The sequence below is a fragment of the Nocardia carnea NBRC 14403 genome, from assembly GCF_000308515.1.
GTDB classification, from domain to species: Bacteria; Actinomycetota; Actinomycetes; order Mycobacteriales; family Mycobacteriaceae; genus Nocardia; species Nocardia carnea.
In genome coordinates, this window is record NZ_BAFV01000039.1 from 111,552 (window position 1) to 128,228 (window position 16,677).

11 protein-coding genes and 1 pseudogene are annotated in these 16,677 nt (G+C 66.8%); 6 read left to right on the forward strand and 6 right to left on the reverse strand.

Annotated elements, in window-relative coordinates; translation table 11 throughout:
- Window position 1: 1 nt before the first annotated feature.
- The gene (locus ON22_RS13415; RefSeq protein WP_051157588.1) at window positions 2-760 is read right to left on the reverse strand and encodes an ABC transporter ATP-binding protein; all 759 of its coding nucleotides are present in this window, start codon (window positions 758-760) and stop codon (window positions 2-4) included.
- Between the two features lie 230 nt (window positions 761-990).
- On the opposite strand from ON22_RS13415, the gene ON22_RS13420 reads away from it, so the two are divergent.
- From ON22_RS13420 to erm, 6 genes and pseudogenes are all read left to right on the forward strand, one after another.
- A complete protein-coding gene (locus ON22_RS13420) occupies window positions 991-2,289 on the forward strand; it encodes a PucR family transcriptional regulator (RefSeq protein ID WP_033241844.1) in 1,299 nt (432 codons plus the stop codon).
- A 181-nt stretch (window positions 2,290-2,470) separates the two neighbouring features.
- Entirely contained in the window at window positions 2,471-3,730 is a 1,260-nt protein-coding gene (locus tag ON22_RS13425; RefSeq protein ID WP_033241843.1) for a cytochrome P450 family protein, read from the forward strand.
- A gap of 390 nt (window positions 3,731-4,120) precedes the next feature.
- Window positions 4,121-6,486 (forward strand): annotated as a pseudogene (locus ON22_RS38695) (protein kinase domain-containing protein).
- 54 nt (window positions 6,487-6,540) lie between these two features.
- On the forward strand, window positions 6,541-9,069 hold the full coding sequence (locus ON22_RS13440; protein WP_033241842.1) for a hypothetical protein: 2,529 nt from the start codon (window positions 6,541-6,543) through the stop codon (window positions 9,067-9,069).
- A 414-nt stretch (window positions 9,070-9,483) separates the two neighbouring features.
- The gene (locus tag ON22_RS13450) at window positions 9,484-11,037 is read left to right on the forward strand and encodes an MFS transporter (RefSeq protein ID WP_081595550.1); all 1,554 of its coding nucleotides are present in this window, start codon (window positions 9,484-9,486) and stop codon (window positions 11,035-11,037) included.
- A 393-nt stretch (window positions 11,038-11,430) separates the two neighbouring features.
- On the forward strand, window positions 11,431-12,273 hold the full coding sequence (gene erm, locus ON22_RS13455; protein ID WP_051157590.1) for a 23S ribosomal RNA methyltransferase Erm: 843 nt from the start codon (window positions 11,431-11,433) through the stop codon (window positions 12,271-12,273).
- A 68-nt stretch (window positions 12,274-12,341) separates the two neighbouring features.
- Here erm and thpD read toward each other — a convergent pair whose 3' ends face one another.
- The 5 genes from thpD to ON22_RS13480 form a co-directional block, all read right to left on the reverse strand.
- A complete protein-coding gene (gene thpD, locus ON22_RS13460; RefSeq protein WP_033241840.1) occupies window positions 12,342-13,211 on the reverse strand; it encodes an ectoine hydroxylase in 870 nt (289 codons plus the stop codon).
- A gap of 18 nt (window positions 13,212-13,229) precedes the next feature.
- On the reverse strand, window positions 13,230-13,625 hold the full coding sequence (locus tag ON22_RS13465; RefSeq protein ID WP_033241839.1) for an ectoine synthase: 396 nt from the start codon (window positions 13,623-13,625) through the stop codon (window positions 13,230-13,232).
- A gap of 14 nt (window positions 13,626-13,639) precedes the next feature.
- Window positions 13,640-14,899 (reverse strand): diaminobutyrate--2-oxoglutarate transaminase, encoded by a 1,260-nt coding sequence (ectB, locus tag ON22_RS13470; protein WP_033241838.1) that lies wholly within the window; start codon window positions 14,897-14,899, stop codon window positions 13,640-13,642.
- Complete coding sequence (gene ectA / locus ON22_RS13475) at window positions 14,899-15,510, reverse strand: diaminobutyrate acetyltransferase (RefSeq protein WP_081595551.1); 612 nt, start codon at window positions 15,508-15,510, stop codon at window positions 14,899-14,901. Before ectA ends, ectB begins: the two co-directional genes overlap by 1 nt.
- A gap of 72 nt (window positions 15,511-15,582) precedes the next feature.
- On the reverse strand, window positions 15,583-16,677 hold the full coding sequence (locus ON22_RS13480) for a sensor histidine kinase (RefSeq protein ID WP_051157591.1): 1,095 nt from the start codon (window positions 16,675-16,677) through the stop codon (window positions 15,583-15,585).

Sequence of the window (16,677 nt, forward strand, 5' to 3'; positions counted from 1 at the left end):
CTCATGCCGCCGTCCCCAGATAGGCCTCGATCACGGCGGGGGCGCGCTGAACCTCGTCGGGCGTCCCATCGGCGATGACCCGGCCGAATTCGAGGCAGACCACGCGATCACAGAGGCCCATGACGAAGCCCATATGGTGTTCGACCACCACCACGGTCAGATCGAAATCCACTCGCAGGCCGGCGAGCAGTTCGGCGAATTCGCCGACTTCCCCGTGGCTGAGCCCGTTGACCGGTTCGTCGAGCAGCAGCAGGCGGGGTCCGGCGGCCAGGGCCCGCGCCAGTTCGATCCGTTTCAACGTGCCGAACGGCAGACCGGTGGCCGGGTGGTCGGCGATATCGACCAGGTCGAGGCGTTCGAGCAAGCCGTCGACCTGGGTGCGCAGCCGGCGTTCTTCGGCGCGCACCGGCGGCAGGAACAGGCCTGCCGCGAGAAATCCGGCGCGCGCCCGGTGGTGCGCGCCGACGAGTACGTTGTCCCGGACGGACATACCGGTGAACAGGCCGAGATTCTGGAAGGTCCGCGCGATTCCGAGCCGGGCCATGAGATCGGGCCGTACCGCCAGCAGATCGGTTCCGAGGTAGCGCAACGCGCCGGCGGTCGGGACGCAGCGCCTGGTCAGGCAGTTGAACAGCGTGGTCTTACCTGCCCCGTTGGGGCCGATCAGACCGGTCATTTCGCCGGACGCCACGGCGAACCCGACATCGTCGAGGGCCGTGATACCGCCGAATCGAACGGTCAGGCCGGATATCTCGAGCATGAATCCTCCGGGTCGCGTCGTCGCGGTCGAAATGCTGTGGGGCAGCGCACAGTCCGTCGTACCGGCTATGGGTCAGGCCAGCGTAAGAGCGGTACGAATGAAACACATCAGCCCATGCGTCCCAATTATCGCGACCATCTTTGTCCCCGGAGTACAAGCGAGCAGGTCATAATTTGATACATACACGGTCGAATGTTGACATTGCTCGTCAGGGCGTGGACCATCCGACTATGTCTGCTGGATCACATCCGCTCGCCGCAGCGCTTCCCGAACCGGTACAGCTCGCGCGCACCCGGGTCGCCGGCATCGTCTACGACCGCGCCGAGGAAATCGCCGAACAGGGCAGCACCGCCATCCTCGCCCAGGTCCCCGGCTACGCCGGCCGCGACAGCGAATTCCGCGCCGACGTCCACGACCAGGTGGCCCGGCTGTGCCGCACCGGACTGGGCGCACTACTGGACCAGCGCCGGGTCACCGCGACGGATCTCGCCCATACCCGCCGGGCGGCGGTGCGGCGCGCCCGATCCGGACTCCCACTGGCCGATTACATCACCGCGTTCCGGCTCGGCCAGCAGACCGTCTGGAAGAACCTGATCGCGCACGCCGGCGATTCACCCACCGCCCGGGACGCGACACTGTCGCTGGTACTCCCGCTCACCCGGTACTGCGATCTGATCAGCACCGAAGCCACGCAGGCGTACCTGGATTTCCAGCAGCATCAATCGGCCGAAGCCGGTCGCGAGGAGCACGATCTGGCCCAAGCGCTGCTCGGCGGCACGCTCCCCGAACGTGGGCCGCTCCCGGCGGCCGCGGCCGCCCACGGTATCGGCCCTGCCCCCGGGGAACGCTTCGTCGTCATCGCGGCGGCCGTCCTGGACAGCAGTGAACGCAGTGCGCATTCCGCTACCGAAGCGCCGCATATCGTTTCGTCGGCGCTGGCACGCACCGGGGTCAACGGGCACCGCACCTTGGCCGTCGCCCGTGATACCGATATCGTCGCCGTCGCCGGGCTCGGCCGCGCCACGGCCGGCGAACTGTGCTCCAGACTGCGACGTACCCGCGACACCCTCCTCGCGGAAGGCATCACCACCGCGTTCGGGATAAGCACAGTAGTCACCGGTGTGGAACAACTCCCCCGCGGCCGGCAGGAAGCGGTCTCGGCACTGGACCTGCTGCCCGACAGCGGCGGCGTCCTGGCGCTGCCCGAACTCACCCCGTTCCGGTATCTCGTCCTCAGTTCGGACGAGACCGCACGCAGCCTCGTCGACCCGCGAATCGCTCGCGCCCTCGCCGACGACCAGGCCAAGGGCGGGGTACTCGCCGATACCATCCGGGCCTTCATCGCTGCCGATACGAATCTGCGCGAGGCGGCGGACGCCCTGCGCATCCACCACAACACCGCCAAATACCGGTTACGCCGAATCCAGCAACTGACCGGCCGCAATATCCGCACCGTCACCGATCTCGTCGAGCTCCTGGTTGCGATCGAACTCCGGCAGGTACCGGTCCCGGTACGACACGAACGCTGATCCGCCCCCGCCTATCCCGTGGCGACCCGCAGCGCGCCGAGGTCCCGCACGGCCACCCCACACGTGGGTATCATTTGCGGCCGTACGCGAAACGTGTACCGGCCGAGCATTTTCGAGCAGGTAGTTCCGGCCGTTCCGGACTGCGCCCGGAGTGCCGGCGCACAACCGCAGGGGGTATCAGGTGACAGGGCAGTCCCGACCGGCGTCCACGCAACGTCGCGGTAGCACCGTCACACCGGCGGATTCCACCGGTTCCCGAATCCCGCTCTACTCTCGCGAATTCGCGACCGACCCACACGGGTTCTACCAGTGGATGCGACGGCGTTTCGGCACGCTGGTCCCGGTCGACCTCGCGCCCGGGGTGCCCGCCACCCTCGTGGTGGACGACCGGACGGCGCGGCGAATCCTCGACGATCCCGGCCATTTCCCGTCCGATCCCCGCGCCTGGCAGCAGAAAGCACCGGCCGGACTGCCGATCGTGCCGATGATGCACTGGCGGCCCAATCCGCTGCGCACGCACGGCCCGGACCATGACCGTTATCGGGCCGCCACGGTGGACGCACTGGCCGGCGTGGACCCGAATTCGCTGCGTACCACTGTTTCGCGTATCGCCATGGATCTGATCAACCGGTTCTGCTCCGAAGGCACCGCCGATCTGCTCGACCGGTACGTGGTGCCACTGGTGTTCCGGACGATGGACGATATCCTCGGCTGCCCGCCCGAACTCGGCGACCGGCTGTATCTCGCACTGACCGAGATGATCGACGGCGCCGCAGACGACGGTTCCGAGCCCCGGATCCAGCGGCTCCTCGGCGAGCTGATCGCGGTCAAACGTGCCGAACCCGGCGACGATGTCACCAGCCGCCTGATCCGGCACCCGGCGAACCTGTCCGACGAGGAGCTCGTTCACCAACTACTGGGCCTGTACTGGACCGGGATCGAACCGCCCCGCAATCTGATCGCCAATACGCTGCTGCTGACCCTCACCGACCCGCGGTTCACCAGTGATCACACCGGTTTCGCGCCACCCGCGCGCGACGCACTCGACGAGGTGCTGGCGAGCGACCCGCCGCTGGCGAATCACAGCATCAGCTATCCCCCGCTTCCCGTAATGGTCGACGATGTCCTGCTACCCGCGGATCAGCCGGTACTCATCGGCGCGACCGCCTGCCACGGCGACCCCGACCGGTCGACCACACCCGTTCCCGATGAGGACCGGAACCTGGCCTGGGGCCGCGGAGCGCACGCGTGCCCGGTGCAGGCCCGCACGATTTCCCGGCTGCTCGCCGAGGAGGCGGTCGATCAACTACTCGACGCGCTCCCCGATCTGAGTCCCGCGTTCGACCCGGGCCGGACGATCTGGCGGCCGGGCCCGTTCCATCGCGCGCTCATCGCGCTCCCGGTTCGGTTCCCGCCCGCACCGGGGATGCCGCTGGGCTGATCACCCGCAGCGGGCGCACCGGTCCCGGCGACAGGACACCGGCCCCTAACGCCGGGCACCCGGTCGGCGATTATCCCGGTGTAGGTGCTCGTCGATCCAGCTGTATGGAGGCTACCGATGCTCACTCCGGCCGTCGTCCCGTCCAACCCCGTTCAAGGCCTGATCATGGAACTGAGCCGGCTGTTGTGCACTCTGTCGTCGGGCGAGGGTTGCATGGTCATCATGTAGGCGGCCGGGCCGGTAGGGGGTTGGTGTAAGCTGGCGAAGTCGCCGTTCGGCAACTCCTCCGCATCCCAAAAGTATCTGTAACCGCCAGTTACAGATACTGCTGGAGTTTCGCACTCGCCGATCCACCTGTTTCCGGGCCTCTCCCAGCGTTACCATGCGCAGATGGGGCAACCCGCCACACCACGCGCGGACACCCTCGGGCGATTGCACGGCGATCAGCTCGCGGAAACCCTGCGCCGGTTCACCGCGGCGTGGCAGGATTCGCCCCCACCTCCCGATCTCGCCCGGTACCTGCCCGGGCCCACCGCCCTCCGGCGCGTGGCACTCATCGAATTGATCAAGATCGACCTCGTCCAGCGCCGGCGATGCACCGGACAGGACAAACGCCTCGCCGAGTATCTGGCCGAAATCCCGGAACTGGGCGATCGGCCGCTACCCCCGGATCTCGTCTACGAGGAATACCACCAGCGTCGCGCCGCGGGAAAATCGGTCGACCCCGACGAATACACGGCCGAGTACCCGGAGCAGGCCGCGGAGCTGTCCGAACTCCTGGCGACCGGCGAGTACCGCAGCACGCTGTTCGGAAGCGCAACCGGCGAAAAACCGGCAACCGTCGACCATATCGAGGCCGGTACCCGGATCGACGATTTCGATCTGCTCACCCTGCTCGGCCGCGGCGCCTTCGCCCAGGTCTTCCTGGCCCGGCAGCGCACCATGCAGCGGCTGGTCGCGGTGAAGATCTCCGCCGATTCCGGCACCGAACCGCAGACGCTCACCCAGCTCGACCACGACTACATCGTGCGGGTCTTCGATCGGCACACCCTGCCCGCACCACGGCTTCGACTCCTGTACATGCAGTACATCCCCGGCGGGACCCTGCTGACCGTACTCGGCAAAGTCCGCGACACCCCGCCGCCCGATCGCACCGGGACACTCCTGCTGACCGCGATCGACGAAGTCCTCGAGGACAAAGGCGAGATCCGCCCCGCCGAATCCGCTGCCCGCACCGAACTGTCGGCGCCGACCTGGCCCGAGACCGTGGCCTGGCTGGGCACCCGGCTGGCCCGGGCCCTGGACCACGCGGACCGGGCCGGTGTCCTGCATCGCGACGTCAAACCGGCGAACGTCCTGCTCACCGCGGAAGGAATACCGAAGCTCGCCGACTTCAACATCAGTTTCGGGGCAACTGTGGCGGGGTCGAGTCCGGTGGCGTATTTCGGCGGGTCACTCGCCTATATGTCGCCCGAACAACTCGCCGTCATCCACCCCGGCCTCCCGGGCGCCGGCCGTTCGATGACACCGCCACCGCCACCGATCCCGCCACACACCACCCGGAAACCACCGCGGCGAGACCAGTCCTGCATTCATCGGAGCCGGCCGTTCCCGAAGACACGGCCGCCGGAGCGCCACCCGCACCGGCAGGCCCCGCGCCCACCGAATCGCCCCCGCAGCCGCCCCCTGGAGACCGGACCACCCTCGAAGCCATGCTCTCGTTGCGGCGCCGCGGCGCCCGGGCCCTCCCCTACTCCGACCTTCCGCCGGAATGTCCCGCTGCGCTGCGCCGCACGCTCGTGCGAGCCCTCGATCCCGATCCGGTCGGGCGCTGGGACCACGGCGCCGATATGGCGCGGCAACTGCAGATCTGCCTGGACCCCCGCGCACGAGATCTGGTGGACCCGCCGCGGGGCAGCCTCCGGCGCCGGGCCCGCGCGCTCCTGCATCCGATCATGTTCCTGTCCATCGCGGTACCGAACGCACTCGCCATCGGGTACAGCTACTATCACAATCGAGTCCTCATCATCGACGATCTGGATACCGGGGCGCACCAGATCTTCCAGCGGGTCGCGCCGATCACCTACGGTCTCGCATTTCTGGCCGGTTTCGTTGTCACCACCGTGCTCACCGCGCATCTGGGTTCCGTGCTGCGCGGCCTCCGCCGCGGCGGGAGCGGCCGGAACAGTCGCAGCTACGACAACGCCACGCTGGCCCGCGCCCGCCGCGATACCCTGCTGCTGAGCAGTCGTACCGTGCTTGCCTGTTTCCTGCTCTGGGCGATCACCGGAATCGCCGTTCCGATCACGGTGCAGGCGTCCGGTAGCACGCTGGGTGTGGCGGCGTCCGCGCATTTCTTCGGGACCCAGATCGTCTGCGGCGCGATGGCCATGGCATATCCGTATTTCCTGGTCGGAAGCTATGCGGTGCGGTCGTTGTATCCGGCGTTCCTGCCGTTGGGTGGTGCGTTCGGCAGCGATGTGGGACAGTTGCGCGCATTGGATCGGCGCAGTACCTATTTCCTGCTGCTCGCCGCGGCGGTCCCGCTACTCGGTGCGGCCGGTGCGACCTTCCTGCCGGCCGCCGATATCGCTGAGGTCCGGCCCGCACTGCGGGTGCTGTTGCTGGGTAGCGCACTCGCTTTCGCGGGGGCGTACCTGCTGTTCCGGACGCTCGAACGCGATATCGCCACACTCGAACGTGTGGTCGCCCGCGGAATCGCCCCACACGCCGCGGATTCGGCGAGTACGGTATAGCCACCGCATTGCTGCGGGGTGAATCGAAGCGGTGGGAAAGGCGGGGCACAGGATATGCACGATCCGGGATCGCCGGGTATCGGATTCGTTCCATCGCAGGCCGATAGGTCCGCACCGGTATCGGGTGCCGGTCAGCTGCCCAGGTATCTACGCGGCGGATATCGCGATGCCACACCGTTGCTGACGGGCGCCCCGCGGCCGTCTACGGGACCGCGGCACAGCGCGGAACCGGCACCGCAGCGCCGCACGCTCGCCGCGCGCTACCGCAGCGCCGATCCGATCGATCTCGACGGCGCCACGGTATATCCCATGTACAGCGAACAGTTGCCGACTCCGGCATCGGCACTGACGATGACCTTGCTGTCGGCGACACCACCGGCCGGATTGGCCGCCGTCGGTATCGGCCTGTCGGTGATCGACGGCTATATCGACCTCGACGACCGGCACCTGGCCGGCGTCGATATCTGGCGCGATGCACTCGAACGCGGGATCACCTTCGACCTGGCGGCGGACTCCCCGGACGCCCTGTTCGCGCTCACGCCGGTGTGGTCGAATGCCGCGGGCGAACCCCAATCGTGGTCCGGTAACTACGGAATCGTCGTCGAACGCACAGAAACGGGCCGGACCGTCCTGTGGTGCAGTATGGGCGAAGGCCCACCCCATTTCGCCGATCTGGTGATCGAGGTACGCAGCACTCCGCTCGACCCGCACCCCCACCTGTTCATGTCCGGGGCCATTCCCACCGTATCCACGGCCACGCCCCCGGAGCGCCCGAGCAATCGGCACCACTGGATGGAAAGCGACGATCCCGACTCGGACGATCCCGAATTCGACCCGTGGGCAGCGCATTACGAACCCGCCGCGGACGACTCGGCGCCGTCTGCCGACGAATCCCCCATCGAGCCGACCGCAGTCGAAGCCCTGGCGATATCGGCCGTGGACGACTCCCCCGCGGCACCGCTCACCGACGATCCTGCAACGGGATCCACCACACCCGAATCCGGGCCGGCACCGGTTGTACACGAGCCCGAGTGGAAGCCCACCGCAGCCGATTCCGAGCCCGAACCCACCACGTCGGCGCCCACCCTGTCGGCGCCCGCTGTGTCCACGCCCGCTGTGTCGACGCCCAGCGCAGCCGACCCTCCAGCCCCACCCACCGTATGGGCGCACATCACAATCGACCCGCTGCCCACCCCCACCCCATCGGCACACACCACGATCGGTTCTCTGCCTGCACTCACCGCGGCAGCGCACACCACAATCGGTGCTCTGTCCGAAATCACCTCGTCGGCACACACCACAACCGACCCGCTGCCCACACCCACCACCTCGGCACACACCACGATCGGCGCTGTCCCTCCACTTACCGCGCCGGAGCACACCACAGTCGGCGCGCCGGCTGTATCGGTACCGGCCACAACCAACCCCGCGGCCGCACCCACGGTATCGACGCCCACCACCGGCGACCTCGCCTCCGCACCTCAGGCACTCGCCCCCCTGACAGCGACCACAACCCGCAACTCCCCGCCGGCACCGAGAATCCACAACTCGCTGACGGCCCCCGCAGACAGCGACCATTCGGGCACACCCGCAGTCGAGTCCGCTGCAATCGCCCGCCATTCACCGGCGGCACACAGCGCAGCGAAACGGTTGACGACGCCCCCGGCACCCGATTCTCCGACCGAATCACCTGTCGGCAAAACTGTGTGGACATCCGGCGCAGCCGATTCCGTGACCGAATCCGCGGAGGACGATGCCGAGATACAGGGTTATCCCTGCAGTTTCGCCGATATCCAACTGTCCGCCCCGGCATACGCGGACGAACCGGACCACACCGCTGACCTGGAGGCCACCGCACCGCACCGCGCACTGGCCGACGATTTCACCGGCTACGACGATCCGCTCACGGGAACAGAGGCGGGCCGCCGCTACTCGGACGACGCGGATTCCCCTCCGGACACCGGGCGGTACGGATGGGCCGAGAACCCGGAACTCACAGGCCTCGTACCGGTCATCCGTGATGCCGGATTCACCGACTACGGCCCCGAGCCGTCCCGCCCCGCGGCGACCGATTCCATCGCCAGTACGTCCCCGTACTGCACACCACTGCTTTCCGGAGACGACATGGGCACGGAATACGCTGTGCGCGACGATCATTCGATGGTGGATACCCTCGCCGACGGTTCGCTCGCGCCGGTGCCGCCCGTTGATCTGCCGTATACCGACGACGAGATCGACCCGGCTCGCCTCCATTCGCTCGGCGCGGTGGCGCACGCCCAGGGTGACGACGACCGCGCACACCTGCTGTGGACCCGCGCCGCGCGGGCCGGGCACCTGGGCGCCACCTACGATCTCGGCGCGTTATCGCTGCATCGGAACGATCCCCGCGCCGCGGAACGCTGGTGGCGGGCCGCGGCCGGCCGGCGGATGATCCCCGCCATGGCCGAACTCGCGGTGCTCCTGGAACAGCGCGGCGCCGTCGCGGAGGCTCATATGTGGCGCACCCAAGCGGTGGCCGAAGAGGTGATCGCCACCGCGACGCGTCGCCCGGCCGCCGGCGAAATACTCACCGGCATGCACTGAGGCGGCACCAGGCCGTCGGGGCCCGAAAATCACTTGAAGGCGCGACCGGTTCCGGCAACGATATCTCTACCACCATGGATACGGCCGCCAAGTTGTGCCGCCGATCGTTGCACCACCGTCTTCGCCGACGGCAGAGCGGTTGTCGCGGTCGGTATCGGCGACGGATTCGGCAGTCTGCCGGCGGCTCCGGAATCGGATGATTCGTACCGGGAGCCGGTTGAGTGTGCGGTTGTTCGACGGCTGATCACTACTGCGCGGCCGGCGGATGCAGTTACCGGGAACGACACCGGCCGGGTTGCCGTGCGACTCCACGCGGAGGCAGGTCCGATGAGTTTCGGGCGCGACGACGGTCCAAGGTGGTGATGCCCACCCGGTCGCCACTTGACCTAAACCATTGTCGAGGTTGTTGAGTTCATGAGTATGGAAGCCCCGAATCGGCCTGCCGCCGCGACCGGCACCCGCCTCGACCTCGCCGACCCGACCGTCCGGACTTTCGCTCAGCTGCTGGTGAATGTGCTGCTCGTATCGTTCATCAACTTCACGGTCTGGTTCGGCATCACCTTCTTCGTCTACCTGGAGACCCGCTCCGTTTTCGCGACCGGGATGATCGCCGGGATCTTCCTGGTCGCGATGGCCGGCACCGGCGTGTGGTTCGGCAGTATCGTCGACCACCATCGCAAGAAGTCGGTGATGCAGGCGTCCGCGCTGGTGTCCCTCGCGATCTATGTGGTCGCCTTGGCGTTCTACCTGGCCACTCCGGCCGAGGAATGGCGCGATCCGGCCGGGATCCGCCTGTGGGTGCTCATCGTGCTGGTGATGGCGGGCGTGATCACCGGCGGTCTGCGCACGATCGCCCTGCCGACCGTGGTCACCGCCATGTTCGATCCCCGTATCCGCGATCGGGCCAACGGCCTGGTCGGTACGACCACCGGTATATCGCAGCTGGCGACATCGGTGGCCAGTGCGCTGCTCGTCGGCTGGAACGGAATGCTGGGTGTGCTGGTGATGGCGGTCGTCGTCCTCACGGGCGCCGTCCTGCACCTGCAACGTCTCACCCTCCCGGACGCGCTGTCCCATGCCGCCGCCGCGGGCGAACCCAAACGGGTCGATCTGCGCGGGACGGTGCGGGTCATCCGGGGAATTCCGGGCATGATCCCGCTGATCGCCTTCGCGGCGTTGAACAACCTCCTTTTCGGCGGGTTGATGGCCCTGATGGACCCGTACGCCCTGTCGATGATGTCGGTGCAGGCCTGGGGCATCATCTGGGGCGCGCTCAGCGCGGTGATGATCGTCGGCGGTCTGCTCGTGGCCAGAACCGGTACCTCGTCGAATCCGGTGCGGTTGATCCTGCTGATCAATCTGGCGCTGTGGGCGGTGATGCTGATCTTCCCGCTGCGGGATTCGGTGCTGCTGCTGGTGGCCGGAATGGCAGTGTTCATGGTGCTCATGCCGTTCACGGAGGCCGCCGAACAGACTGTGCTGCAGAAAGTCGTCCCGTACGAACGACAGGGCCGGGTGTTCGGTTTCGCGCAGAGTGTGGAACAGGCAGCCTCCCCGCTGACCGCCTTTTTGATCAGCCCGCTGGCGCAGTTCTTCTTCATTCCGTTCATGACCGACGGGTCGGGTGCCCGCTGGATCGGCGGCTGGTTCGGCACCGGCGAAGCTCGCGGTATGGCGCTGGTTTTCGTCCTGCTGGGCGTGCTCGGCGTGCTGTTCACCGGTTATGCCCTCGGCAGCAGGCATTACCGCTACCTGAGCCGCAGCTACCGCACGGGCGGCCCGAGCGTGGAGGATTCGGCACCCGGCATGGAGAAGACAGATCCGGATATCGCGGCGCCCCTTGGTGCCCCGGGCGCCGATTCACCCTTTTCCGACCTGCCCACGGACGATCTCGATGCCGAACTGACCGGATTGACACCGGACCAGCGATGCGACACGACGGGATGTGAACCCGCGGGAGTGCGGTGAGCGACGGAAGGGTGCTGGTGTCGCCGGCAAGATCGCCGGTGAGACCAGCGCCGACCGCGGAATCCTTTTCGAATCCGCCCGAAAACCGTTGGACGGGTCTCCACGAGCCATCTTAAAGTGAGCGGCATGGGAACTTTGTGCACCAGCGGAGTGTGCGCGGGCGCGTACTACCTCCGCCTGCGCACGGCAGCTCGGACTCTGCCGGCGCACCTCGCACTCCGCTGACGCCGCCGGGTGGTCCCGCTGAAGGGACCTCTCGGCCGTAATAGATTCCGGTCCATCCGGCCGGTTTCTCGTCGCGATCATCCGGCGCTTCGGCGCCGCGTACAGCACCGGCATGGGTCCGGGCGAATCAGCGCACCTCGATTCGGCCCACTTCTCCGGAGGACCCCCATGTCCCGCTCGACGGCACGCCCGCGTACCCATACACCTGCGACCCGCAAAAGGCTGTCACAGAATTTCCTGACCGAATCCGCCACCGCCCACCGCATCGTGGCCGCCGCCGATATCGGCCGATCCGACCTCGTCCTGGAGATCGGATCCGGCGACGGTATGCTCACCCGTCACCTCGTCCGATATGCGGGACAGGTAGTGGCCTATGAAAAAGATCCGTATTATGCCCGCCGGCTTTCCCTGCGGCACGCCGGAAACGACCGAATCCGTGTGGTGAACAAGGATTTCCGCTTCGCGGAATCGCCGGAACAGCCGTTCGCCGTCGTCGGCAACATTCCATTCGGTGCGAGCACGGATATTCTGCGCTGGTGCCTGGCGGCGCCCCGGCTCACCGCGGCCACGCTGCTCACCCAATACGAATTCGCCCGGAAATACAGCGGCGATTACGGACGATGGACAAAAACGACCGTCACCCACTGGCCGGATTGGGTACCGGTCCTGGGCGAACGCATCGCTCGCGGTGAATTCTTCCCGGTGCCCCGGGTCGACGGCGCGATACTGCGGATAGTGCGCCGCCCGGTCCCGCTGTTATCGGCCGGTGCCCGCGGTGATTACCGGCAAATGGTGGAACTGGGCTTCTCGGGAGTCGGCGGGTCACTCGCCGCGTCACTCCGGCGCGCGCATCCGGCCCGGGCGGTAACCCGGGCCTGTGCGGCGGCCGGTATCGCGACCGGCCTGCCGGTGGGACTGGTTCCACCGGCAGCATGGCTCACCCTGTACCACCGGTTGCACGAGACCGCATCGCCGGGATACGACCGACCGGCACCCCGGCGACGCCGCTGACCCCGGACACGACGACGGGGACGAACCCTGCGGGATTCGTCCCCGTCGCCATGGGCGAGAAGTCCCTTCTACACCGCCGTGAAGTCGCGACTCGCGATATATTCCGGTCGACGCGCCGGTGCCGCGAACGGCTCCTCCAGCGTGTTCTCCACACTGTTGAACACGAGGAAGATATTCGACCGCGGGAACGGCGTGATGTTGTTCGCCGACGCGTGCATGATATTCGAATCGAACAGTAGCGCCGACCCGGCCGGGCCGGTGAACTGCTCGATCCAGTACTTATAGGCCAGTTCGGTGATATCGGCCCGGCTCGGTACTCCGATCTCCTGCTCACGCAGTGATTCGCGGTAGTTGTCCGCCGGTGTTTCGCCCTGGCAGGGGACGAAAGTGCGATGCGATCCGGGCATCACCATCAGGCTGCCGTTGTACGGGTAGTTGTCCGTCAACGCGATGGACAGACTCACCGCCCGCGGCGTGGGCATTCCATCCTCGGCGTGCCAGGTCTCGAAATCGGAATGCCAGTAGAAGCCGGTACCGAATCCGGGAAGATAATTGACCCGGCTCTGGTGGATGTACACATCCGAACCCAGAACCTGTCGGGCCAAGTCCACAACCCGCGATTCGCGTACCAGCTCCTTCACCGCCGGGCTCAGCGTGTGCACATCGAATACCGAGCGCACCTGCTGCGACGTCTTCTCCACGATGAGCCGGTCGTCACCCCGCAAATCCGGATCGTTTGCCAGCCGATCGATTTCGGCCGCGAACTCGGCCACCTCTTCGGGGCTGAGCAAACGATCCAGAATTGCGTAACCGTCGGTATCGAACGCAGCCAGCTCCGCGTTACCGATCCGGCCCCACACCGTCGCGTCGTGTCGCTCCTGAAGCGCCAGCCGCTCGGCGGTTCTGGTCGGATAGCGATCGATCCGATTGTCAACCAACGTCGTTCGTCCTTCCTCTCAGTCGGCCGGAACGGCGATCAACGGATAAACGCCGTTCTCGTCGTGCACCTCCTGCCCCGTGACAGGAGGATTGAACACGCACAGCATCCGCATCCGTGTCCGTGTCCGCACCTCGTGCTTCTCGTGCCCGTCGAGCAGGTACATGGTGCCCGGGGCGAGATCGTAGGTGCGGTCGTTGGTCAGATCGGTGAGGGTGCCTTCACCCTCGACCAACCAGACCGCTTCCACATGGTTCTGATAGTGGAAGACGTGGGAGGTGCCGGCCTCGATGGTGGTCTCGTGGAACGAGAACCCCACACCATCACCGCCCAGCACGATCCGTTTGCTACGCCAATCCTCCGCACCGACATCGCGGTGGGTGCCGGTGATCTCGTCGGTGGTGCGCACGATCATTGATGTAGTTCCTTTCAGCTGCACACGGTTTCGACGGCATCGCCCAGGATGCGCAAACCGTGGTCCAGTTCGTCGTCGGCGATGGTCAGCGGCGGCAGCAGTTTCACAACTTCATCCGATGCCCCGGAGGTCTCGGCCAGCAGGCCACGTTCGAACGCGACCTGGCAGACTTTCCCGGCCTGCGAGGCATCGTCGAAGACCAGGCCGTGCACCAAACCGCGGCCCCGAGTCGAGATTCCCGGTGCGGCCACGGCGATATCGTTCAACGCCGCGGCCACCCGCTTACCCTTGGTGCCGGTGGACTTCTCCAATACATCATCGGACCAATAATGCTCGAGCGCCACCTGCGCGGTCACGAAGGACGGATTGTTACCCCGGAAGGTGCCGTTGTGTTCGCCCGGTGACCACACATCGTGCTCCGGCTTGAACAGCACCAGCGCCATCGGCAGGCCGTAGCCGCCGATCGACTTGGACAGGGTCACGATATCGGGGGTGATACCGGCCGCTTCGAAGGAGAAGAACGGGCCGGTGCGACCGCAGCCCATCTGCACATCGTCGACGATGAGCAGAATGCCGCGGGCGGCGCACAGCGAGGCCAGATGCCGCAACCATTCGGCGCGGGCCAGGTTCACCCCGCCCTCGCCCTGCACGGTTTCCACGATCACGGCGGCCGGGCGGTCCAGGCCCGAGGAGGAATCGTCGAGCACCCGCTCCATCCACTGGAAGTCCGCGGTGGTGCCGTCGAAATAGCCGTCGTAGGGCATGGGGGTCGCATGGTGCAGCGGCACACCGGCACCGGCTCGCTTCATCGCGTTACCGGTCACCGACAGGGCGCCCAGGGTCATGCCGTGGAACGCGTTGGTAAAGCTGAGAATGGACTGGCGACCGGTCACCTTACGAGCCAGCTTCAGCGCGGCTTCCACCGCGTTGGCGCCGGTCGGGCCGGGGAACTGCACCTTGTAGTCCAGGCCACGCGGCGCCAGCAGGGTATCGCGGACGGTTTCCAGCAGTTTGCGCTTGGCGACGGTCGACATATCCAGGCCGTGGGTGACACCGTCACCGGTCAGGTAATCGATCAGCGCGGTTTTGAGCACGGGGTTGTTGTGGCCGTAGTTCAGCGCGCCCGCGCCGGCGAAGAAATCGAGGAAATCCCGGCCGTTCTCGTCGCGGAGCCAGGCACCCTGGGCGGTTTCGAACACCGCGGGCCAGGAGCGGCAGTAGCCGCGAACGTTGGATTCCAGGTCGTCGAAGATCGTCGTTTCAGGGGTAATCATCAGTGATCCCTTTCGTTAATACGGGCGATCGGGGAGATGGTGTAGAGGTCCTCGGCGGCGTGACTGTCCGGGAACACATCCGGTTCGAACAGAACGCTTCGCACCATTTCGGCGCCGCGGCGGCGAGCCAGCGAGGCGAACATGGCAATCGAGGCGGGATTATCGGGGGACACGGTGGTCTCCAGCGCGTTTACGGCACCGCCGGCCGGATGGTCCGGCGCGGTGACGGTGGCGACCAACCAGTCCAGCATGGCGACCCCGGTTCCGCGGCCACGCTGGTCGGCGTCCACAGCGACCTGCCAGACGAACAGGGTGCCGGGCGCATCGGGTCTCAGGTAGCCGGTGACGAAGCCGACGACGCGACCGTCGCTCTCGGCGACCACCGAGGAGGCGGCGAAATCTCGGCACCACAAAAGATAGGAATAGCTCGAATTGACGTCCAGGACCTGCGACTCGTCGGCGATCTGCCACAATCGCGCGGCGTCCGTGATCCGCGGTGCGCGCAAGCTCACGCCGGTACTGGCGGGCTCCGCATCGGTCGCGGCGGACGAGGTGGTCGAGCCGGTGCCGGTCGGACCGGCGGTCTGCGTGGACTCAGTGTGTAAAGACATACAACTCCGATGTCTGCTTGCAGTACTTTCCCAGGCTTACGAATCAACTTTGAGGTAGCCTGGTCGAGTTCTTTACGATTGTGTTACAGGCTGATGACGCCCCTCTCGATCGATGGCAGGAAGCCGGATGACGAACCGGGCGCCCCCTCCGGGGCGTTCCGTACATTCGACCCGGCCACGGTGAGTGGCCACGGTCTCGGCGACGAGCGCCAGACCGATTCCGGTGCCACCGGTGGTGGACCGGCGGCTGTTACGGGAAGTCGCGAAACGTTCGAAAATTCGGTCGCGGTCGGCGACTGCGACCCCGGGTCCGGCGTCGTCGATCTCGATGACGGCCTCCGCGCCGTCGCGGCGAACTGTCACCGCCACCGCGCCCCCGCCGTGCCGGTCGGCATTCTTCAGCACATTCAGCAGGGCGCGCTCCAGTTCCAGTTTACGGCCCAGAACCGCGACAGGCTCGGTGACTGTGAGCAGTTCGGCAGGCCGGTAGCTGTCGCGCAGCGTGTGTACCAGCAGATCTCCCACCGAAACGGGATCCGCGTCACCGTGATGCATACCCGCCTCCACCCGTGCCAGGGCGAGGAGGTCGTCGAGCAGCCGGCGCAAGTGTTCCACCTCGGCGCTCACCAGATCCAGGGCCTGCTGAGACCGCGGGGGGAGCTCCGCACGCGAACGTTCCAGCACTCCCACCGCGGTGGTCAGGGTGGTCATCGGGGTGCGGAGTTCATGGCTCACATCGCCGAAGAGCCGGTGTTCGCGATCGATCCGGCGTTGCAGCGAATCGACCATCCGGTTGAAGGAGGCGACCGTACTGGCGAGATCCTGGTCGTTGCTGTCCGGCAGCCGGGTGCCGAGTTCGCCGGAGGCGATGAGAGCGGCCGCCTCGGCGACGTCGCGTAGCGGTTTGAGCATGCGCCGGCTCACCCCGACCCCGACCGCGGCGCCGACCAGCGCCGCGGCGACGGCGCATCCCACCAGCAATGCCGGACGGTGATGCAGCCGTTCACTGAAGGTGCGGCTCTCATCGCTGACCACAGCGAACACCGCCAAGACCAGGACCAGCGCCATCAGACCGGAGGACGCCGCGAACGCGGTCGTCACCCGGCTGCGCAGGCTCCAGCGCCCCGGATCGCGTTCGACCCGGGCCGCATTCGTTGTGCCGACCAT